At 44.7% G+C, this 23,419-nt stretch carries 7 protein-coding genes, 4 tRNA genes and 6 rRNA genes; 3 read left to right on the plus strand and 14 right to left on the minus strand.

Annotation, left to right across the window (positions count from 1 at the left end):
• Position 1 precedes the first annotated feature (1 nt).
• From ACSBL2_RS26120 to ACSBL2_RS26175, 12 genes are all read right to left on the minus strand, one after another.
• A complete protein-coding gene (locus tag ACSBL2_RS26120) occupies positions 2-883 on the minus strand; it encodes an alpha/beta hydrolase (protein WP_442589500.1) in 882 nt (293 codons plus the stop codon).
• Positions 884-1,598: 715 nt separating this feature from the next.
• Positions 1,599-1,710 (minus strand): 5S ribosomal RNA (gene rrf, locus ACSBL2_RS26125).
• Between the two features lie 170 nt (positions 1,711-1,880).
• Positions 1,881-4,759: ribosomal RNA gene (locus ACSBL2_RS26130) — 23S ribosomal RNA — on the minus strand.
• Positions 4,760-4,993: 234 nt separating this feature from the next.
• Positions 4,994-5,070 (minus strand) — tRNA-Ala (locus ACSBL2_RS26135).
• 17 nt (positions 5,071-5,087) lie between these two features.
• Positions 5,088-5,161: transfer RNA gene (locus tag ACSBL2_RS26140), tRNA-Ile, on the minus strand.
• A gap of 182 nt (positions 5,162-5,343) precedes the next feature.
• Positions 5,344-6,866, minus strand: a 16S ribosomal RNA gene (locus ACSBL2_RS26145).
• The 16S, 23S and 5S rRNA genes sit together here with 2 tRNA genes alongside, the layout of an rRNA operon.
• A 723-nt stretch (positions 6,867-7,589) precedes the next feature.
• Positions 7,590-8,723: an ATP-binding protein gene (locus ACSBL2_RS26150; protein WP_442589501.1), complete on the minus strand. Its 1,134-nt coding sequence runs from the start codon at positions 8,721-8,723 to the stop codon at positions 7,590-7,592.
• Between the two features lie 639 nt (positions 8,724-9,362).
• A 5S ribosomal RNA gene (gene rrf / locus ACSBL2_RS26155) occupies positions 9,363-9,474 on the minus strand.
• A gap of 170 nt (positions 9,475-9,644) precedes the next feature.
• Positions 9,645-12,523, minus strand: a 23S ribosomal RNA gene (locus tag ACSBL2_RS26160).
• A 234-nt stretch (positions 12,524-12,757) separates the two neighbouring features.
• Positions 12,758-12,834 (minus strand) — tRNA-Ala (locus ACSBL2_RS26165).
• A 17-nt stretch (positions 12,835-12,851) separates the two neighbouring features.
• A tRNA-Ile gene (locus ACSBL2_RS26170) sits at positions 12,852-12,925 on the minus strand.
• A gap of 182 nt (positions 12,926-13,107) precedes the next feature.
• Positions 13,108-14,630: ribosomal RNA gene (locus tag ACSBL2_RS26175) — 16S ribosomal RNA — on the minus strand.
• Between the two features lie 1,810 nt (positions 14,631-16,440).
• Here ACSBL2_RS26175 and ACSBL2_RS26180 point away from each other — a divergent pair.
• The 3 genes from ACSBL2_RS26180 to ACSBL2_RS26190 all read left to right on the plus strand — a co-directional run bounded on the left by ACSBL2_RS26180 (position 16,441) and on the right by ACSBL2_RS26190 (position 19,647).
• Positions 16,441-16,830, plus strand: coding sequence for a hypothetical protein (locus ACSBL2_RS26180; protein WP_442589502.1), 390 nt, complete (start codon positions 16,441-16,443; stop codon positions 16,828-16,830).
• A gap of 143 nt (positions 16,831-16,973) precedes the next feature.
• On the plus strand, positions 16,974-17,324 hold the full coding sequence (locus ACSBL2_RS26185; protein WP_442589503.1) for a helix-turn-helix domain-containing protein: 351 nt from the start codon (positions 16,974-16,976) through the stop codon (positions 17,322-17,324).
• Positions 17,325-18,246: 922 nt separating this feature from the next.
• Positions 18,247-19,647 carry an RtcB family protein gene (locus ACSBL2_RS26190; protein WP_442589504.1) on the plus strand — a complete coding sequence of 467 codons (1,401 nt, stop codon included), beginning with the start codon at positions 18,247-18,249 and terminating at the stop codon, positions 19,645-19,647.
• 251 nt (positions 19,648-19,898) lie between these two features.
• Here the strand turns inward: ACSBL2_RS26190 and ACSBL2_RS26195 are convergent, their stop codons facing one another.
• Complete coding sequence (locus ACSBL2_RS26195) at positions 19,899-22,181, minus strand: Tex family protein (protein WP_442589505.1); 2,283 nt, start codon at positions 22,179-22,181, stop codon at positions 19,899-19,901.
• A 172-nt stretch (positions 22,182-22,353) separates the two neighbouring features.
• Complete coding sequence (locus ACSBL2_RS26200) at positions 22,354-23,340, minus strand: pyruvate dehydrogenase complex E1 component subunit beta (RefSeq protein WP_442589506.1); 987 nt, start codon at positions 23,338-23,340, stop codon at positions 22,354-22,356.
• Between the last annotated feature and the right edge of the window lie 79 nt (positions 23,341-23,419).

A 23,419-nucleotide genomic window follows, 5' to 3' on the forward strand; every position in this document is an offset into this window, starting at 1 on the left:
ATTAGTTTAATATTTGTTGTTGTTTCATCCATTCTTCAAAGCGGACGATCCAGCTATCCACAGGAAGATGCTGTTTTCCCATACCAAAGCCGTGTCCCCCTTTCGCATACATATGCAGTTCCGTTTCCGCACCGGCATTTAGCCATTTGTTATATAACTGGATACTGCGTGGTGCCAGTTTCAACTGGTCATCACTTGCAGCACAAATGAACATTGGGATCTTTTTATCGGGCATTGGTTCACTGAGTAATTCCTCCCTTGGTCCACCGTACATGGAAGCCGCAAAATCAGGTGCATCAGCAGTTGAATTATTCAGCACCGTCTCTAGTGCTACGGTACTGCCAGCAGAGAAGCCAATGACGCCAATTTTAGTTTTTGTGATCCCATATTTAGCCGCATTGTCCTTTACATATTTTAAAGCACGTTTACCATCGGCAGCAGCCATCTGAATGACCGGCAAGGTACTTTTCTCAAATGCAGAGCGATCTTTTAGTTTCTCCATCATTTCGCGTGCAGGATCACCGGATAGTGTTTTTACCAGACGGTATTTGACTACAAAAGCAGAAATCCCGCGTTCACTTAAATATTTTGCTAAATCTATCCCCTCCCGGTTAATAGAGAGTGACTGGAAACCGCCACCCGGAAAGATCACAATGCCTACGCCGGTATTTTTTACGTTTGCAGCGGGTTTAAAAACTAAAATGGATGGATCAGTTACATTGAAGACTACTTCTGTCTTAAAAAGATCTGAGTAGATCTGCGCTTCTTTCTGCGACCAGTTTTCAGATCCCGGAGCTTTTCCAGGATACACCCGAACTGTTTCATCCTGCGCATAACCACAGAAGCCTGTCAGTAATAAAAAACTAAAAATTATTCTTTTCATTATACATGATTTTTAAGGTTCTTACAGTATCCAAAGGAATTAATGCGCCAATTAAAAAAGCGCTGTACTTTTCACAAGACAAGAATAGAATATGGGCTAAAGACTGAAAGCTTACATTCCTTTTGGCCATTAACCAGACAAAATATATGGAAAGACTGAAAAGAACAGCATCTAATAGATTAGATTGATAAGAGATAGGTATTGAATCAATTTCGGAGGCTTCAGCAGCGTTTCTCTTCCTATCTTTCCAGATCATAGGAGCTACAGCCGGCATTAAAAAAATGCAGCAAAAACTTCCAATAAAAGGAATCGATATCAACACACGTTCTGACACTAGATAGATCTCATGATTTGGTTAGACAAATAAGCAAAATACCTTTGCTTCCTTATGAAGCAATAGTAGTAATAAGTTTTGAGGAAAACTAGAAGAATCTGATTTTTTTAAGAAAATAGTGGCATTATAGGCCAAAATACCGCATATCATTTCCAAATGAAGGAGTCAGAGGAGAGAGAATTAGAAGAAGGTAAAAAGAATATAATAAGTCAGGTAGACTTACTATGGCATTCATAAGAGAAAGCATCCCGATCAGAATGTGTGATAAAGTTCATTGTGAATGTAGATATGAACAGCCTGCTGTATCTATCAGCAATGCACAGGTACAAAACCCCTGTAAACAAGAAAAGCCTCCCAGTTTCCTGAAAGGCTTTCTTTAAGATTTGGCACCGACCTACTCTCCCACGTGTTACCGCAGTACCATCGGCTCTGGTGGGCTTAACTTCTCTGTTCGGAATGGGAAGAGGTGGACACCACCGATATAGGCACCTAAATGTCTTTATCGTACAGCTTTTACGCTGTGCTTTTGTTTTTATGCGCTTGCGCATACAATATGTTAAATATGTTTTAGATTCGGATGATCCCTTTCGGAATCTTCCTGCTCTCAAACAATGACATGTTATTGAAAGAAGTTAGTTTGAAGAACAAACAACAGTGTATTGCTCTTGAAAGCTTCGGATGATTAGTATTACTCGACTATGGTGTCGCCACCTTTACATCTGTAACCTATCAACGTAGTAGTCTGCTACGGTCCTATATGGAATTCTCATCTCGTGGCTAGTTTCGCACTTAGATGCTTTCAGCGCTTATCTATTCCCAACGTAGCTACTCTGCAATGCCCCTGGCGGAACAACAGATTCACTAGAGGTTAGTCCAACCCGGTCCTCTCGTACTAAGGTCAGCCCCACTCAAAATTCCTACGCCCACAACAGATAGGGACCGAACTGTCTCGCGACGTTCTGAACCCAGCTCGCGTGCCACTTTAATCGGCGAACAGCCGAACCCTTGGGACCTTCTCCAGCCCCAGGATGTGACGAGCCGACATCGAGGTGCCAAACCTCCCCGTCGATATGAGCTCTTGGGGGAGATCAGCCTGTTATCCCCAGCGTACCTTTTATCCTTTGAGCGATGGCCCTTCCATGCAGAACCACCGGATCACTATATCCGTCTTTCGACCCTGCTCGGCTTGTCTGCCTCACAGTCAAGCAAGCTTATGCTATTGCACTCCTCATACGGTTACCAAGCGTATTGAGCTTACCTTTGAAAGCCTCCGTTACCTTTTTGGAGGCGACCACCCCAGTCAAACTACCCATCAAACAATGTCCCCCCATTAAGGGGTTAGACACCGAATACAGAAAGGGTGGTATTTCAACGTTGACTCCACAACACCTGGCGATGCCGCTTCACAGTCTCCCACCTATCCTACACATCCTGTATCCAATGTCAATGTTAAATTGTAGTGAAGGTGCATGGGGTCTTTCCGTCCCGTTGCGGGTACCCGGCGTCTTCACCGGGACCACAATTTCACCGAGCTCATGGCTGAGACAGCGCCCAGATCGTTACACCATTCGTGCAGGTCGGAACTTACCCGACAAGGAATTTCGCTACCTTAGGACCGTTATAGTTACGGCCGCCGTTTACTGGGGCTTCGATTCAATGCTTCGCCTTGCGACTAACATCCCCTCTTAACCTTCCAGCACCGGGCAGGTGTCAGGCCTTATACTTCATCTTTCGATTTTGCAAAGCCATGTGTTTTTGTTAAACAGTCGCCTGGGCCTTTTCACTGCGGCTGACATTGCTGCCAGCGCCCCTTCTCCCGAAGTTACAGGGCCATTTTGCCGAGTTCCTTAGCCATGATTCACTCGAGCGCCTTAGAATTCTCTTCCCGGATACCTGTGTCGGTTTGCGGTACGGGTTTTTATAACCTGAAGCTTAGCGGTTTTTCTTGGAAGTCTGATTACCTGCGCTATCCACTTAGCCGAAGCCTCGCGGTACTATCGACTTTCAGCTAGGGTGGCGGATTTGCCTACCTCCCTAATACCTACAGTCTTTAACGATCTATTCCGTCAGATCGCGGCAGTGTCACTACTCCGTCCCCACATCGCAGTTATAAAAAGTACTGGAATATTAACCAGTTGTCCATCGAATTTCCCCTTCGGGTTCTCCTTAGGCCCCGACTAACCCTGATCCGATTAGCGTTGATCAGGAAACCTTATCCTTTCGGCGGGCAGGTTTCTCGCCTGCCTTATCGTTACTTATGCCTACATTTGCTTTTCCAGAAGCTCCACCACAGCTTACGCCATAACTTCGCTGCCGCTGGAATGCTCCCCTACCGTAGAATTAATTCTACCCATAGCTTCGGTATACTACTTAATGCCCGTTTATTATCCATGCACGATCGCTCGACTAGTGAGCTGTTACGCACTCTTTAAATGAATGGCTGCTTCCAAGCCAACATCCTAGCTGTCTGTGCAATCGCACCTCGTTAGTTCAACTTAGTAGTAATTTAGGGACCTTAGCTGATGGTCTGGGTTCTTTCCCTCTCGGCCCGTGACCTTAGCACCCCGGGCCTCACTGCCGTGTATATTTGATAGCATTCGGAGTTTGTCTGGATTTGGTAGGATTTGACTCCCCCGCACCCAATCAGTAGCTCTACCTCTATCAAACTCTACCACGACGCTGTTCCTAAAAACATTTCGGGGAGTACGAGCTATTTCCCAGTTTGATTAGCCTTTCACCCCTACCCACAGATCATCCGGAAACTTTTCAACGTTTATCGGTTCGGTCCTCCAGTACGTGTTACCGCACCTTCAACCTGTCCATGGGTAGATCACAAGGTTTCGCGTCTACCTCCCCTGACTATACGCCCTATTCAGACTCGCTTTCGCTTCGGATCCGTGTCTTAAACACTTAACCTTGCCAGAGAAGAGTAACTCGTAGGCTCATTATGCAAAAGGCACGCCGTCACGCCACCTGGACGCTCCGACCGCTTGTAAGTACACAGTTTCAGGTTCTATTTCACTCCCCTGTTCGGGGTTCTTTTCACCTTTCCCTCACGGTACTGGTTCACTATCGGTCTCTCAGGAGTATTTAGCCTTACCGGATGGTGCCGGCAGATTCCCACAAGGCGTCTCCGACCTCGCGGTACTCAGGATACTACTAGGCTAATGTCTCTTACGTGTACGCGGCTCTCACGCTTTACTGCCAGGCTTCCCATCCTGTTCCACTTCAATTCATTAATACCACATCGTAGTCCTACAACCCCAACATTGCCGTAACAATATTGGTTTGGGCTCTTTCCCGTTCGCTCGCCACTACTTAGGAAATCATTATTATTTTCTCTTCCTCTGCTTACTTAGATGTTTCAGTTCGGCAGGTTTGCGCACCGCAGTGCGACTGATCTTCAATCAGCCAGGTTGCCCCATTCGGAAATCTTCGGATTAAGTCATATTTGCTAATCCCCGAAGCTTATCGCAGCTTATCACGTCCTTCATCGCCTCTGAGAGCCAAGGCATCCCCTGTGTACTCTTTCTTACTTTCTTCTCTCCATAGCCTTTTGCGCCTATGGAAATGCTTTTTTATTAATGCTGTTAACCTTTTTGATCAGTTCCCAGTGATGATTGCTCATCCATGGTTACTTCCCTAAGCGCTAACAACGTCTCTATTGTTGTTTGCTCTTCTTTATTAACTTCTTCCAATATGTCAAAGAACTTTTCTATCCCGGGTATTCCTTTCGGTTTACCTATTTCTGTATCTTTTGTATCAGATACCGGTGATGGTGGAGAATAACGGAGTCGAACCGTTGACCTCCTGCGTGCAAGGCAGGCGCTCTAGCCAGCTGAGCTAATCCCCCGTAAGATTATAACTATGTAGTCCCGAGCAGATTTGAACTGCTGACCCCTACATTATCAGTGTAGTGCTCTAACCAACTGAGCTACGGGACTATTTTTCTGTGGCTGCTGGTAATGCTGTTGAGTTGCTCATTCACATTGCCGTTTGCCTCAGTCAATACCTTCTTTCAGTCTGGTCAAAACATCTAGTTGATGTTTCATCCTATGGGTTGTCTTTTTGAGATTTTATTGTCATTTATATCATTTACGCAAACGGGTAGTTAGTCTTGCTCCAGAAAGGAGGTATTCCAGCCGCACCTTCCGGTACGGCTACCTTGTTACGACTTAGCCCCAGTTATCGGTTTTACCCTAGGACGCTCCTTGCGGTTACATACTTTAGGTACCCCCAACTTCCATGGCTTGACGGGCGGTGTGTACAAGGCCCGGGAACGTATTCACCGCATCATTGCTGATATGCGATTACTAGCGAATCCAACTTCAAGAGGTCGAGTTGCAGACCTCTATCCGAACTGTGAATGGCTTTTGGAGATTCGCTTGCTGTTGCCAGCTTGCTGCCCTCTGTACCATCCATTGTAGCACGTGTGTAGCCCCGGACGTAAGGGCCATGATGACTTGACGTCGTCCCCTCCTTCCTCTCTGTTTGCACAGGCAGTCTGTTTAGAGTCCCCACCTTAACGTGCTGGCAACTAAACATAGGGGTTGCGCTCGTTGCGGGACTTAACCCAACACCTCACGGCACGAGCTGACGACAGCCATGCAGCACCTAGTTTCGTGTGATTGCTCACTCATCTATCTCTAAATGATTCACTAACTTTCAAGCCCGGGTAAGGTTCCTCGCGTATCATCGAATTAAACCACATGCTCCTCCGCTTGTGCGGGCCCCCGTCAATTCCTTTGAGTTTCAATCTTGCGACCGTACTCCCCAGGTGGAATACTTAACGCTTTCGCTTAGCCGCTAACTGTGTATCGCTAACAGCGAGTATTCATCGTTTAGGGCGTGGACTACCAGGGTATCTAATCCTGTTTGATCCCCACGCTTTCGTGCCTCAGCGTCAATTAAACCATAGTAAGCTGCCTTCGCAATCGGTGTTCTGTGACATATCTATGCATTTCACCGCTACTTGTCACATTCCGCCTACCTCTAGTCCATTCAAGCTCTTCAGTATCAAGGGCACTGCGTTAGTTGAGCTAACGTCTTTCACCCCTGACTTAAAAAGCCGCCTACGCACCCTTTAAACCCAATAAATCCGGATAACGCTTGGATCCTCCGTATTACCGCGGCTGCTGGCACGGAGTTAGCCGATCCTTATTCCTTCGGTACATTCAGCTCATTACACGTAATGAGGTTTATTCCCGAATAAAAGCAGTTTACGACCCAGAGGGCTGTCTTCCTGCACGCGGCATGGCTGGTTCAGAGTTCCCTCCATTGACCAATATTCCTTACTGCTGCCTCCCGTAGGAGTCTGGTCCGTGTCTCAGTACCAGTGTGGGGGGTCATCCTCTCAGATCCCCTAGTCATCGTCGCCTTGGTGGGCCGTTACCCCGCCAACTAGCTAATGACACGCATGCCCATCTTAATCCTATAAATATTTGATCATTACACAATGCTGTGCTGTGATTTTATGCGGTGTTAATCCGAATTTCTTCGGGCTATCCCCCTGATTAAGGTAGGTTGCATACGCGTTACGCACCCGTGCGCCACTTTTCGATTAGAGCAAGCTCCAATCTATCGTTCGACTTGCATGTATTAGGCCTGCCGCTAGCGTTCATCCTGAGCCAGGATCAAACTCTCCATTGTAAAATGTTGTGTTTGAACGCTGACCATTCTTAACTTAATAAATTAATTTAATAATAATCTGTTCTTATTTGTCTGACAGATCTAACTTGAAAAACCCATGCGGATCATGTACTTTGATCTTCTACAGGATTACCCCGCTTACGTTTTATAAATGACATCTCTTTAATGAACTTCTCGGCACTTACCTCACGGCGGCCTGTATATGTTGCGATCTCTTTTCTTCTTTCCCGCAGGTCTTATTGTTCCTGCATTCCAGCTGATCTTCTGATCGTTTCAGTCTTGTTTGTTTCCCTGCGACATCCGCCGCTGGGCTCCCGTTTTGTTGGGACTGCAAAGGTAGAAATCTTTTTTGATCTGGCAAGCTTTTTATTTTTTTTATTTCTAAGGGTTTTAAAACCCTGAAGGAAGTTTAAACCTTCCTCTTAAAAAACAAAACCTTTACCGGATTCCTATTCTTTACACGCCTTTCAAATTACTTCTTCTTTATCTCCTGCACTGTTTCCCTTCCTCCGAAGCGGGATGCAAAAGTAGGAAAAATATCCATGGCCGCAAACAATTATATACAATTAATTGTATCCTATTCTGCAACAACATTTTAAAGTTATTTCAATGTCTATTTATCAAGCTCCAAGACCTTGAAAGCGTCATTCATCAGGATAAGCATTTTGAAAAATCGGCGAGTTGCGCCGAAAACCCAATCCAATAAAATCATTTTACAGTAGGTTATTCAGATTTAGGCAATAAAAATTCCTCTACGTTCTCAGGTGAAACAATAAAAGCAGATGAACCAGGATAATTGTCAATAAAAGTTTGTGGTAGCCTCACTTTGGCATTTTTATTCCATTTAAACTCAAAAGCAGCTAAATGCTCGCCGGAATCCTCAATCAAATCTATTTCCTGCTGCTGGACCGTACGCCAGAAGTATTGATCCACATCCTGATTATTGTAACGCAAAAACTTGATCCGCTCAGAAATCACATAATTTTCCCACAGTGCACCTACATCGGTTCGTGAGGAGATAGATCTAAAGTTATTGATCACGGCATTTCTAATTCCACAATCCAGGAAATAAACTTTCTTCCCTTTCTTGATTTCATTTCTGACATTGCGGCTGAATGCTGGTAATCTGAATACGACAAAGGTCTTCTCCAAAAGGTTGATGTACTTATCTACGGTCTTACTGTCACTACCTATCGTCTGCCCCAGTTCCTGATAGCTGATTTCACTCCCGACCTGTAATGCGAGTGCTTTAATCAGCTTTTCAAGGATAAGCGGTTTTTTCACCTGCTCAAGCATTAACAAATCCTTATACAAATAACTTCCCGCAAGTAATTTTAACAATTCTCCCTCCTCACCGACTTTACTTACAATTTCAGGATAATAGCCATAGATCATACGCTGTTCTATTAAGCGCTTTTCATGAATTAGTCCATGATGATTAACAAGTTCTGAAAAGCTAAGCGGATAAAGCATAAACTCGTATTTACGTCCTGTTAGCGGTTCATTAACCTGGCTCGATAATTCAAAAGCGGAAGAACCTGTCGCAATGACCTGTACATCCTTAATCTGGTCAGTAAATAGTTTTAATGTTAGTCCGATATTAGGAATACGCTGAGCCTCATCAATGAATAATATTTTCTTACTGCCAACCACACTCTTTAACTTTGTAGCTGTCGTGTTGGTTAAAATATCCCTGACATCGGCATCATCCCCATTTAAATACATGTGATCTTTATTCTCCAGGATCTTTTCAATCAAAGTGGATTTACCAGACTGACGCGGGCCAAATAACAAAATGGCTTTTCCTTTGAAAAGTCTTTGCTCGATAATATCGTGTAATGCTCGTTTAATCACCATATTCAAAATTACATAATAATTCCGGATTTCATTCCGGCAATATTATGATAATTCAGGATTCAATTCCGGTAATATTATAATGTTACCGGAATACATAAAAACTTAACTCAAAAAGCATTGATAATCAACCACTCAACAAAAAAGATGAATATAAGAATGTATGATTAACAATCCTCAACCAAATTTAGGGAAAGACAATAAATATCCCTGAGAAGATATTGATAATTTATATCACACTTTCATCTTCTAATAGCTAGGTGATGACCACTTTACTCATTCTAGATTGCAACGCGCTTTCTTGCAATACCGGGGGAGCTAAGCTAAAAGCATACAAAGTACAATCCAAAGGCAAAATCAGCCCTCTCCTGCAATAACTCCCGAATATGAAAGTATAAATGAGTCAACATTCAAATGTCACACTGCCCGCATTAAAAGGGGATAAACCTGTTACAACATTCAGTCATTCATAAATTATAAGCTGCAGAGAATTTATGAAGGGCTGAAGTCGATCAGAATGTGTGATAAAGTTCATTGTGAATGTGGATATGAAACAGCCTGCTGTATCTATCAGCAATGCACAGGTACAAAACCCCTGTAAACAAGAAAAGCCTCCCAGTTTCCTGAAAGGCTCTCTTTAAGATTTGGCACCGACCTACTCTCCCACGTGTTACCGCAGTACCATCGGCTCTGGTGGGCTTAACTTCTCTGTTCGGAATGGGAAGAGGTGGACACCACCGATATAGGCACCTAAATGTCTTTACCGTACAGCTTTTACGCTGTGCTTTTGTTTTTATGCGCTTGCGCATACAATATGTTAAATATGTTTTAGATTCGGATGATCCCTTTCGGAATCTTCCTGCTCTCAAACAATGACATGTTATTGAAAGAAGTTAGTTTGAAGAACAAACAACAGTGTATTGCTCTTGAAAGCTTCGGATGATTAGTATTACTCGACTATGGTGTCGCCACCTTTACATCTGTAACCTATCAACGTAGTAGTCTGCTACGGTCCTATATGGAATTCTCATCTCGTGGCTAGTTTCGCACTTAGATGCTTTCAGCGCTTATCTATTCCCAACGTAGCTACTCTGCAATGCCCCTGGCGGAACAACAGATTCACTAGAGGTTAGTCCAACCCGGTCCTCTCGTACTAAGGTCAGCCCCACTCAAAATTCCTACGCCCACAACAGATAGGGACCGAACTGTCTCGCGACGTTCTGAACCCAGCTCGCGTGCCACTTTAATCGGCGAACAGCCGAACCCTTGGGACCTTCTCCAGCCCCAGGATGTGACGAGCCGACATCGAGGTGCCAAACCTCCCCGTCGATATGAGCTCTTGGGGGAGATCAGCCTGTTATCCCCAGCGTACCTTTTATCCTTTGAGCGATGGCCCTTCCATGCAGAACCACCGGATCACTATATCCGTCTTTCGACCCTGCTCGGCTTGTCTGCCTCACAGTCAAGCAAGCTTATGCTATTGCACTCCTCATACGGTTACCAAGCGTATTGAGCTTACCTTTGAAAGCCTCCGTTACCTTTTTGGAGGCGACCACCCCAGTCAAACTACCCATCAAACAATGTCCCCCCCTAAAGGGGTTAGACACCGAATACAGAAAGGGTGGTATTTCAACGTTGACTCCACAACACCTGGCGATGCCGCTTCACAGTCTCCCACCTATCCTACACATCCTGTATCCAATGTCAATGTTAAATTGTAGTGAAGGTGCATGGGGTCTTTCCGTCCCGTTGCGGGTACCCGGCGTCTTCACCGGGACCACAATTTCACCGAGCTCATGGCTGAGACAGCGCCCAGATCGTTACACCATTCGTGCAGGTCGGAACTTACCCGACAAGGAATTTCGCTACCTTAGGACCGTTATAGTTACGGCCGCCGTTTACTGGGGCTTCGATTCAATGCTTCGCCTTGCGACTAACATCCCCTCTTAACCTTCCAGCACCGGGCAGGTGTCAGGCCTTATACTTCATCTTTCGATTTTGCAAAGCCATGTGTTTTTGTTAAACAGTCGCCTGGGCCTTTTCACTGCGGCTGACATTGCTGCCAGCGCCCCTTCTCCCGAAGTTACAGGGCCATTTTGCCGAGTTCCTTAGCCATGATTCACTCGAGCGCCTTAGAATTCTCTTCCCGGATACCTGTGTCGGTTTGCGGTACGGGTTTTTATAACCTGAAGCTTAGCGGTTTTTCTTGGAAGTCTGATTACCTGCGCTATCCACTTAGCCGAAGCCTCGCGGTACTATCGACTTTCAGCTAGGGTGGCGGATTTGCCTACCTCCCTAATACCTACAGTCTTTAACGATCTATTCCGTCAGATCGCGGCAGTGTCACTACTCCGTCCCCACATCGCAGTTATAAAAAGTACTGGAATATTAACCAGTTGTCCATCGAATTTCCCCTTCGGGTTCTCCTTAGGCCCCGACTAACCCTGATCCGATTAGCGTTGATCAGGAAACCTTATCCTTTCGGCGGGCAGGTTTCTCGCCTGCCTTATCGTTACTTATGCCTACATTTGCTTTTCCAGAAGCTCCACCACAGCTTACGCCATAACTTCGCTGCCGCTGGAATGCTCCCCTACCGTAGAATTAATTCTACCCATAGCTTCGGTATACTACTTAATGCCCGTTTATTATCCATGCACGATCGCTCGACTAGTGAGCTGTTACGCACTCTTTAAATGAATGGCTGCTTCCAAGCCAACATCCTAGCTGTCTGTGCAATCGCACCTCGTTAGTTCAACTTAGTAGTAATTTAGGGACCTTAGCTGATGGTCTGGGTTCTTTCCCTCTCGGCCCGTGACCTTAGCACCCCGGGCCTCACTGCCGTGTATATTTGATAGCATTCGGAGTTTGTCTGGATTTGGTAGGATTTGACTCCCCCGCACCCAATCAGTAGCTCTACCTCTATCAAACTCTACCACGACGCTGTTCCTAAAAACATTTCGGGGAGTACGAGCTATTTCCCAGTTTGATTAGCCTTTCACCCCTACCCACAGATCATCCGGAAACTTTTCAACGTTTATCGGTTCGGTCCTCCAGTACGTGTTACCGCACCTTCAACCTGTCCATGGGTAGATCACAAGGTTTCGCGTCTACCTCCCCTGACTATACGCCCTATTCAGACTCGCTTTCGCTTCGGATCCGTGTCTTAAACACTTAACCTTGCCAGAGAAGAGTAACTCGTAGGCTCATTATGCAAAAGGCACGCCGTCACGCCACCTGGACGCTCCGACCGCTTGTAAGTACACAGTTTCAGGTTCTATTTCACTCCCCTGTTCGGGGTTCTTTTCACCTTTCCCTCACGGTACTGGTTCACTATCGGTCTCTCAGGAGTATTTAGCCTTACCGGATGGTGCCGGCAGATTCCCACAAGGCGTCTCCGACCTCGCGGTACTCAGGATACTACTAGGCTAATGTCTCTTACGTGTACGCGGCTCTCACGCTTTACTGCCAGGCTTCCCATCCTGTTCCACTTCAATTCATTAATACCACATCGTAGTCCTACAACCCCAACATTGCCGTAACAATATTGGTTTGGGCTCTTTCCCGTTCGCTCGCCACTACTTAGGAAATCATTATTATTTTCTCTTCCTCTGCTTACTTAGATGTTTCAGTTCGGCAGGTTTGCGCACCGCAGTGCGACTGATCTTCAATCAGCCAGGTTGCCCCATTCGGAAATCTTCGGATTAAGTCATATTTGCTAATCCCCGAAGCTTATCGCAGCTTATCACGTCCTTCATCGCCTCTGAGAGCCAAGGCATCCCCTGTGTACTCTTTCTTACTTTCTTCTCTCCATAGCCTTTTGCGCCTATGGAAATGCTTTTTTATTAATGCTGTTAACCTTTTTGATCAGTTCCCAGTGATGATTGCTCATCCATGGTTACTTCCCTAAGCGCTAACAACGTCTCTATTGTTGTTTGCTCTTCTTTATTAACTTCTTCCAATATGTCAAAGAACTTTTCTATCCCGGGTATTCCTTTCGGTTTACCTATTTCTGTATCTTTTGTATCAGATACCGGTGATGGTGGAGAATAACGGAGTCGAACCGTTGACCTCCTGCGTGCAAGGCAGGCGCTCTAGCCAGCTGAGCTAATCCCCCGTAAGATTATAACTATGTAGTCCCGAGCAGATTTGAACTGCTGACCCCTACATTATCAGTGTAGTGCTCTAACCAACTGAGCTACGGGACTATTTTTCTGTGGCTGCTGGTAATGCTGTTGAGTTGCTCATTCACATTGCCGTTTGCCTCAGTCAATACCTTCTTTCAGTCTGGTCAAAACATCTAGTTGATGTTTCATCCTATGGGTTGTCTTTTTGAGATTTTATTGTCATTTATATCATTTACGCAAACGGGTAGTTAGTCTTGCTCCAGAAAGGAGGTATTCCAGCCGCACCTTCCGGTACGGCTACCTTGTTACGACTTAGCCCCAGTTATCGGTTTTACCCTAGGACGCTCCTTGCGGTTACATACTTTAGGTACCCCCAACTTCCATGGCTTGACGGGCGGTGTGTACAAGGCCCGGGAACGTATTCACCGCATCATTGCTGATATGCGATTACTAGCGAATCCAACTTCAAGAGGTCGAGTTGCAGACCTCTATCCGAACTGTGAATGGCTTTTGGAGATTCGCTTGCTGTTGCCAGCTTGCTGCCCTCTGTACCATCCATTGTAGCACGTGTGTAGCCCCGGACGTAAGGGCCATGATGACTTGACGTCGTCCCCTCCTTCCTCTCTGTTTGCACAGGCAGTCTGTTTAGAGTCCCCACCTTAACGTGCTGGCAACTAAACATAGGGGTTGCGCTCGTTGCGGGACTTAACCCAACACCTCACGGCACGAGCTGACGACAGCCATGCAGCACCTAGTTTCGTGTGATTGCTCACTCATCTATCTCTAAATGATTCACTAACTTTCAAGCCCGGGTAAGGTTCCTCGCGTATCATCGAATTAAACCACATGCTCCTCCGCTTGTGCGGGCCCCCGTCAATTCCTTTGAGTTTCAATCTTGCGACCGTACTCCCCAGGTGGAATACTTAACGCTTTCGCTTAGCCGCTAACTGTGTATCGCTAACAGCGAGTATTCATCGTTTAGGGCGTGGACTACCAGGGTATCTAATCCTGTTTGATCCCCACGCTTTCGTGCCTCAGCGTCAATTAAACCATAGTAAGCTGCCTTCGCAATCGGTGTTCTGTGACATATCTATGCATTTCACCGCTACTTGTCACATTCCGCCTACCTCTAGTCCATTCAAGCTCTTCAGTATCAAGGGCACTGCGTTAGTTGAGCTAACGTCTTTCACCCCTGACTTAAAAAGCCGCCTACGCACCCTTTAAACCCAATAAATCCGGATAACGCTTGGATCCTCCGTATTACCGCGGCTGCTGGCACGGAGTTAGCCGATCCTTATTCCTTCGGTACATTCAGCTCATTACACGTAATGAGGTTTATTCCCGAATAAAAGCAGTTTACGACCCAGAGGGCTGTCTTCCTGCACGCGGCATGGCTGGTTCAGAGTTCCCTCCATTGACCAATATTCCTTACTGCTGCCTCCCGTAGGAGTCTGGTCCGTGTCTCAGTACCAGTGTGGGGGGTCATCCTCTCAGATCCCCTAGTCATCGTCGCCTTGGTGGGCCGTTACCCCGCCAACTAGCTAATGACACGCATGCCCATCTTAATCCTATAAATATTTGATCATTACACAATGCTGTGCTGTGATTTTATGCGGTGTTAATCCGAATTTCTTCGGGCTATCCCCCTGATTAAGGTAGGTTGCATACGCGTTACGCACCCGTGCGCCACTTTTCGATTAGAGCAAGCTCCAATCTATCGTTCGACTTGCATGTATTAGGCCTGCCGCTAGCGTTCATCCTGAGCCAGGATCAAACTCTCCATTGTAAAATGTTGTGTTTGAACGCTGACCATTCTTAACTTAATAAATTAATTTAATAATAATCTGTTCTTATTTGTCTGACAGATCTAACTTGAAAAACCCATGCGGATCATGTACTTTGATCTTCTACAGGATTACCCCGCTTACGTTTTATAAATGACATCTCTTTAATGAACTTCTCGGCACTTACCTCACGGCGGCCTGTATATGTTGCGATCTCTTTTCTTCTTTCCCGCAGGTCTTATTGTTCCTGCATTCCAGCTGATCTTCTGATCGTTTCAGTCTTGTTTGTTTCCCTGCGACATCCGCCGCTGGGCTCCCGTTTTGTTGGGACTGCAAAGGTAGAAATCTTTTTTGATCTGGCAAGCTTTTTATTTTTTTTATTTCTAAGGGTTTTAAAACCCTGAAGGAAGTTTAAACCTTCCTCTTAAAAAACAAAACCTTTACCGGATTCCTATTCTTTACACGCCTTTCAAATTACTTCTTCTTTATCTCCTGCACTGTTTCCCTTCCTCCGAAGCGGGATGCAAAAGTAGGAAAAATATCCATGGCCGCAAACAATTATATACAATTAATTGTATCATAACGCTAACTTATTGTCTGACAGCTATAAATATTTGGCGATACAATAGGGCACCGTCATTTCCACAGCAAAAACTGCAACAGTACATGCCCTTTTCAGGGCCCAGGAGCCCCAAATGGCCATATAAGATCCTACAATGGCTGCTTAAAGTGGATGGATGGGAACAGAACGTGGAAAGGGAATTTGGGACCTTGCACAGCACCCGGCTTCAATTGACCAGGAAAAAACTATTGAGGGACCCATGTAATCGCAAGGCTGGCCTGTTTCCAGATATACATCAATCTGCTACTACCACATCCGCTACCTGCAAAAGACGACTAAATAATGTATATATATAATAGCATGGCTTACCTTTTACTTACGCTTAATACTCCCCGATCTGCCTAACCTGAAATCAATACAATACTCACATAGATTCCACTTAAAACCAATTTCAAGGCAACACCAAATACAGATTATTGCCGGACAAAAGCCCAAAGCATGAGTCTGCCTTATCCCTGCTTCAATGTCTACCTGCCTATGGTCACTGTGATAGTAGGCACAAACCATATATAGAAGGCGCGGGGTAACAAACCCATGCCACTATCGCATACTGCCCTTACAGGTATAAAAATTTTGATTTTATACCCAGAAATCATGACAGAAAAAATATTTATTTTTTTGTTATCTCCGTACGATTTGGTGTGGTTACATTTACAACGTGGTAATCAGGCGATGGCTTTATTACCAGATTTTAAATCCTAGTAGGTATTTAAATCAACGAAACTTTGTAGTAACAGACCTCGGAAATCTACAGCAAAACAAAGTTACGGATGATAGAATGCCCGGTTTCTGTACATTTGTATAGTTCCATGGGCGCTCTCCGTGCGTTTTGCTAAGAGAACAATGTTCTCGCCCTCCGAGGGGTGTTACTGCGCACGGGGAGCCTCCATATCCTGGTCTCCCTAAGTTTTCATTGCTTTAAAGCCTTTATAAACGTAAAGCAATGAAAAACAGAGACAACACCACCCTTCAAATCTTCTGCCCAACTCCTGTTACGCATTTCATAGATGACCTGCTCCTCAACCGGAACGGCCCTTCTGGTTAATCTTCATTTTCTCAGGACACAAGGAAACCACCCCTCCCTGCCGTCTACACTTTTCTAAGTTTTTAGCTGCATTTACTCCAGGATTCCATCCTGCAGGCCATGCTATGCCCAAAATATCAAACTATCCACCACTAAATCCAACACCATGGTCAACGTTGCACTCATCGAGAAATATTACCTGGAACTCATCTACAGGCTCATCCTGAAAAGAATCGCCAAAGGTTACACCACCGCACAACTATCCCATATCATCGCCAGGGAGGCAGATTTCATGGATGCCATTGAAATGCTCCAGTTTCCCCTAAAGTCCGATATTGAACTGCAGGAAATAGCCTGGGCACTGGGCGAAGAAGACATCCGGGTTTTCCAGCCCAGGCACCAGGAAAAGACACTCCTCCATGTCATCATGGAGAAAGAGGTTTACCGGCATACCCGTATCCATTCCTGCGACATCATTATGCCCGGTAGCAATAAAGAACGTCCCTTTTTCTTCCTTCAGGAAGACCTTACGGAACAGTCCAGGCTATTGGACTGAACTAACAATCCACAACATATCATCTGAAGGCTGTGGAGCTAAGCCTGTTTAAGGAAAACGCCCTTTTGATGAATCGCTCTCCACTCATTTAACGCTCAATAAATCAGAACTAACAGTGATTATTTAACATCATATTTTTAACAATGGAAGAGAAAAACAGTATAGGCAGAAAAATTGCCCGGGTAAGGGAACTGAAGGGAATTAAACAGGAAGGATTGGCGATCGACCTGGGCTTAAACCAGCAGGCGATATCCAAAATGGAAAGGAGTGAATCTATTGACATAGAAATGCTTAGAAAAATAGCCCGGGCTTTGCAGGTACCGGTACAGATTATTGAAAACTTCGACGAGCAGATGCTCCTCGACTATTTCGATGACGGGGGACATTCCAGTTTCAAGTGTAACTTTAAGCTGATCGATAAGGTCTGGGAACTGTATGAACGGTTGATTCTGACAGAAAGGGAAAAGAATGACCTGCTCAGGCAGGAAAGATAACCATTATGCAGAAAGCATGTTCCGGTTACCTGATATGATTACAGGTAACCGGATACCAGCAATAAACCTGTCCGGAACGTTGGGGTACCTCCGTGTATAGCTGAATCAGGATTAGTAAATTAAGTGTATAGTTAACCAGGATTAAAAAGACAAGGTGAATAGTCACCTTAAGCATAATTCGCTAACCGGTCTTATACGAATATAGCTATTACAGGGCAAGACAAGGATAAGACATGATTCGAAACGTAGCCGTACACTACTCGGGCAAAGTCCCAGTAGAGTCCCACTTTAGTCCCAGTTGAGTCCCAGTTTTCCCATGATTTTAGTGGGAAGCAGGTGGCAGGAAAGTGAGCGTATACTGGCAAGCTGCCCGAACACGTTCCGACCAGTTATCGGGCAATAACAGATCAGTCCCCATAATTTCTCCGGTCAAACCGCAGCATGGTTCTGCCGATACATTACATTGCCCAAGATGATATCTCAGCCAATTTACACACCCAACGCACAGTAGACAGCATAAGATCATAAAACCACTGCCCTTACAAAGAAAAAAATAAACTTGCACTTATCACTTTTGTTATCATACCTTTGCATCAATTCCTGAGGATTAAATCATTTTAAAATTATAGGAATCATGACAGAACGTATCAACATATCGCCCCTATCGCTCATTGCCTAAAACAGGCTGACGTATATTCCTATAACTAAATTTCATGGAATAGATAAAAATCAGGCTAAATAACTTAGTCTGAAGCATGCGTTTGCCTTCAATTTCAGCTTATTCAGATCGTGCCTGGGGTATTCTCAAAAACCATCATTTGAATATAACTGACCTATCAATTATTTCAATCCACATCACCATCATGTTGACTGGAAGAGGATCACTGTCCTCTGATGTCGGCAACACAGAAATTTAAACGCAATGCGTATATTAAAAACAAAAGAATTAAGTAAACTCGGCTATACAAATGACAAAGCAAGAAGCCTGGTAATCAACATCATTGCCAAGCATTTCAAACATCATTCCCATGCAGAGCTTACAGAACTATTCATACACATAAAAAACAATCCTGAATCTTATCTTGATCATGAACATTTGGGGAAAATTGCAGAAACCTTTGTGGAAAGGGAGGTGGCTTGCAATTTCCAGTCATTTCCACTTTTACAGGAAACCGGATTATTAAAAATCTACGGCAAAAAGGAAATAGATAATGGAGCAAAGAAACAAATGGAACTAGCGATGTCGTTACCTGTCGCCGTCCAGGGAGCATTAATGCCCGATGCCCACACGGGTTATGGACTACCTATTGGCGGTGTTCTGGCAACCAGCAATGCTGTAATCCCCTATGCAGTGGGTGTAGATATTGGCTGCAGAATGTCTCTCTCTATCCTGGATGAAGGAGAAAGTTTTTATAAAAGATATGCTCATCAGATGAAAGTATCTTTAAAAAATCTTACCCATTTCGGTATGGAAGGTTCACTGGAGATACAGCCCTACCATGAAATACTGGACAGTCCATTATTCAATGAGACTGACTTTCTAAAGCGATTGCAGGGGAAAGCAGCACGGCAACTGGGAACTTCAGGGGGAGGAAATCATTTTGTGGAATTCGGAGAGATCGAATTGTTCGAAAACAATTCGCTTCAGCTCCCTGCGAAAAAATATATAGCCCTCCTGTCCCATTCCGGAAGTCGGGGTTTGGGAGCCAACATCGCCGGCTACTATACAAAAATAGCCATGGACAAATGCAGGCTGCCCCGCGAAGTCCAGAAACTTGCCTGGCTGGACATGGACACCGAAGCTGGTCAGGAATACTGGATGAGCATGAATCTTGCAGGTGATTATGCAAAGGCCTGCCATGATACCATACATCAGAGCCTGCTGAAGTCTTTAGGATTACAATCGCTCGCAAATGTCGAAAACCATCATAACTTCGCATGGAAGGAGAAGACTGCTGAGGGAAAAGATATCATCGTCCACAGAAAAGGAGCAACTCCTGCACATGCCGGTGAAATGGGGATTATTCCGGGGAGCATGACCACCGCGGCATACCTTGTAGCTGGGAAAGGTGTAGAAAATTCACTAAACTCTGCAGCACATGGTGCAGGAAGAGCCATGAGCAGAATGAAAGCGAAACAGAATATGACGGCTTCTGCACTGAAAAAAATCCTAAACAATTCAGGGGTAACACTGATTGGCGGTAGCGTGGAAGAAAATCCAATGGCTTACAAAGACATCGAAAAGGTAATGTCGGCGCAAAAAGAGCTTATTGAGGTTCAGGGTAAATTCCTGCCCCGCATCGTGAGAATGAACAGGGATTAACAGAGAAATCAGACTCCGCTCATCAAACAGCAAGAGAACTGCATCCGAAGAATTCAAAAGGTGTACAGTTCTCTTGCTGTTATCGTAAAATAGAAAGAGAGCTGTCCCTTTGTACTGCCCCCAAAATTTAGACAAATTGGGGGGCAGTTCAATCAGGGTACAACTCTCTTTATTTAATTTTATTGGAATATCTGTCGCATAAGGATCAATTCAATAAACAATCGACCTGCTACAATTTCCAGCATGAATAGCTATTTGAATTTATTTTTCAAAGCTTCCAGTTTCATTTGTAAATCACCTTCAGGCTGTGGCTTAGCCTTAGGTTTGTGCTCCGGTTTCCTGGATGCAGCAGGTCTACTTTGTTTTGAAGAGGAAGCCGTTTTGCCATGTGACTGTTGCTTAGGTGCATTTTCACTTTTCATAGACAAGGAAATACGCTTGCGTGCCACATCAATTTCCTTCACCGTCACTTCAACCTTCTGGCTCACTTTTACAATATCATTGGGATTAGCGACAAACTTATCCGCCAGCTGGCTGGTATGTACCAATCCATCCTGATGAACACCGATATCAACAAAAGCTCCGAAATTGGTAATATTGGTCACTATACCTGACAATTTCATTCCCACCTTAAGGTCGCCAATTTCATTCACGCCTTCAGTAAAACTAAAAGCTTCAAACTGCTCCCTTGGATCACGTCCTGGTTTTGCCAGTTCGGCCATGATATCTGTTAAGGTTGGCATCCCTACAGTCGGACTCACATATTGCTGCAGTTTAATCTGTTTTTGCAATTTCACATCCTTCAATAGTTCGTCTACGGAATGACCGAGATCTTTTGCCATCTGGTTCACCAGGGAATAGCGCTCAGGGTGAACTCCGCTGGAATCCAGTACATGGGCAGCATCCCTGATGCGCAGGAAACCCGCAGCCTGTTCGTAAGCTTTATCTCCTAAACGGGGTACTTTCTTCAGGCTCTCCCTATTTCTGAAAGCTCCGTTCTCATTCCTATAGGTTACAATATTTTGTGCCAGCTGTGGTCCTAATCCGGATACATAGGCCAATACCTGTTTAGATGCCGTATTTAATTCAACACCTACAGCATTTACACAGCTCATAACAGTATCGTCCAATGATGCCTGCAACTTCGACTGGTCAACATCATGCTGGTATTGTCCTACACCAATAGATTTAGGATCAATCTTCACCAGCTCAGCCAGGGGATCCATCAAGCGGCGACCGATGGAAACGGCTCCACGAACGGTAATATCCTGTGTAGGAAACTCCTCACGGGCAACCTCTGAAGCAGAATAAATAGAAGCACCATTCTCATTCACCATCACAACCAGCACCCCCGGTATGTTCAGTCCACGGATAAACACTTCCGTTTCACGTCCTGCTGTACCATTGCCAATGGCAATGGCTTCAATCTCGTGTTTAGTACATAATTTATGGACAATATCTGCTGCAGCTTTTACATTTCCCTGTCCGGTATGCGGATAGATCGCTGTATTTTCAAGCAATTTACCCTGCCTGTCCAGACATACCACCTTACATCCGGTACGGAATCCAGGGTCTATGGCCAAAACATTTTTCTGTCCCATCGGGGCAGCAAGTAACAGTTGCCGTGCATTTTCAGCAAACACACGGATAGCCTCTTCATCTGCCTGTTGCTTTGACAGTACACGAAGTTCCGTTTCCATTGCCGGGCCCAACAACCGTTTGTAGCTGTCGTGCATAGCCAGCTCTACCTGTTTTGAGCAGGCATTATTTCCATGGATCACATGTTTCTCAAGGATGGCAATAGCGCCATCCTCTTCCGGTACAGCCTCCACTTTAAGAATAGATTCATTTTCACCGCGCCTCATGGCCAGCACACGATGTGAAGGAGCCGTTTTTGCAGACTCTTCCCATTCAAAATAATCCTTATATTTAATTCCTTCTTCTTCTTTCCCTTTGATCACAACAGATTTCAATACGGCTTTCTGCTGGAAATATGTCCGCATATCCGTTCTTACTTCCGCATTCTCATTGATCATCTCTGCAATAATATCCCTTGCACCTGCCAATGCATCTTCCAGGGAAGAAACACCCAGTTCAACATTCAGGTACTTATCTGCTTCCACATCAGGATCGGATTTTCCTTGTTCAAAGATCAGCAAAGCCAGTGGTTCCAGTCCTTTTCTTCTGGCTTCTGAAGCCCTGGTTTTACGTTTCGGCTTGTAAGGAAGATAGATATCCTCGATGGTGGCAATGTTTACCGCAGCATTTAACTGCTGCTCCAGCTCCGGTGTCAGTTTACCTAACGATTCCAATGCTTTCAGTATAGCCTCCCGTCTTTTATCCAGGTCACGCAACTGTTGGAAACGATCACGGACAGCAGCAACCTGTACTTCATCCAGACTCCCTGTAGCCTCTTTACGATACCGGGAAATGAAAGGTACTGTAGCACCTTCATCTAACAATTCAATAGTAGCAATGACCTGTTTTTCTGCTACCGCAAGTTCTGCGGCGATAATTTTTGAGTGATCACTCATGATAAGAATATTGTATAATTTTTATTGGTAAAAAACCATATCAGCCTAGCCCTGATGGTACTGCAAAATGCAGCTTTTTCTGGATTTAAACACTGAAAACAAATATAATATAAATAAAAAATCCCGCAGGTATCAACCGACGGGATTTATATAACTTTTAATGGAGATAAACTTATTTTGCTACGTATAACACTTCTTTCACTGCTTTCACTACGCGTTCTGCGTTAGGTAAGCTAGCTGCAATTAATGTCGGTGCGTAAGGCAACGGAACATCTGCACAAGTGATACGTAAAACTGGTGCATCTAAATGATCAAAAGCATTTTTCTGAACATTGAACGTAATCTCAGAAGAGATCGATGCCAAAGGCCATGCTTCTTCAACAATCACTAAACGGTTAGTTTTTTTAACTGACTCGATGATCGTTGCATAATCGATAGGACGTACAGTACGTAAATCGATAACTTCAACATTGATACCTTCTTTCGTTAATTCTTCCACAGCAGGGTTCACTACACGGGTAAGCATTTTACCGAAAGTTACGATGGTTACATCTGTACCTTCTTTAACAATTCTGGCTTTTCCGATTGGAAGGTAGTATTCTTCCTCAGGAACTTCACCTTTATCACCATACATCACCTCAGATTCCATGAAGATAATCGGATCCGGATCAATAATAGCTTGTTTCAATAAACCTTTAGCTTCATAAGGAGTTGAAGGTACAACAACTTTTAAACCTGGGCAGTTTGCAAACCAGTTCTCAAAGTTCTGAGAGTGTTGTGCACCTAACTGACCTGCGTTACCTGTTGGTCCGCGAAATACAATAGGAACTGAAAACTGACCACCGCTCATAGATAAAATCTTAGCAGCACCGTTTATAATTTGATCAATCGCTACCAAAGAGAAGTTGAATGTCATGAACTCTATGATTGGCACTAATCCATTCATTGCAGCGCCGATACCGATTCCGGTAAAACCTAACTCAGCAATAGGTGTATCAATAACGCGTTTGTCGCCAAACTCATCAAGCATACCCTGACTTACTTTATATGCACCGTTGTACTGCGCAACTTCTTCGCCCATTAAGAAAACGTTTTCGTTCTTACGCATCTCTTCGCTCAAAGCTTCACGCAAAGCTTCTCTAAATTGAATCTCTCTCATTGTATATTCAAATGTTAACTGCTGGCAAATATAACTATTGTAACTTAATAATAAAGTAGTGTTTTTAATACATTTCCCA

Origin of the sequence: Pedobacter sp. AW31-3R (assembly GCF_052180285.1) — a bacterium.
Lineage (GTDB): Bacteria > Bacteroidota > Bacteroidia > Sphingobacteriales > Sphingobacteriaceae > Pedobacter.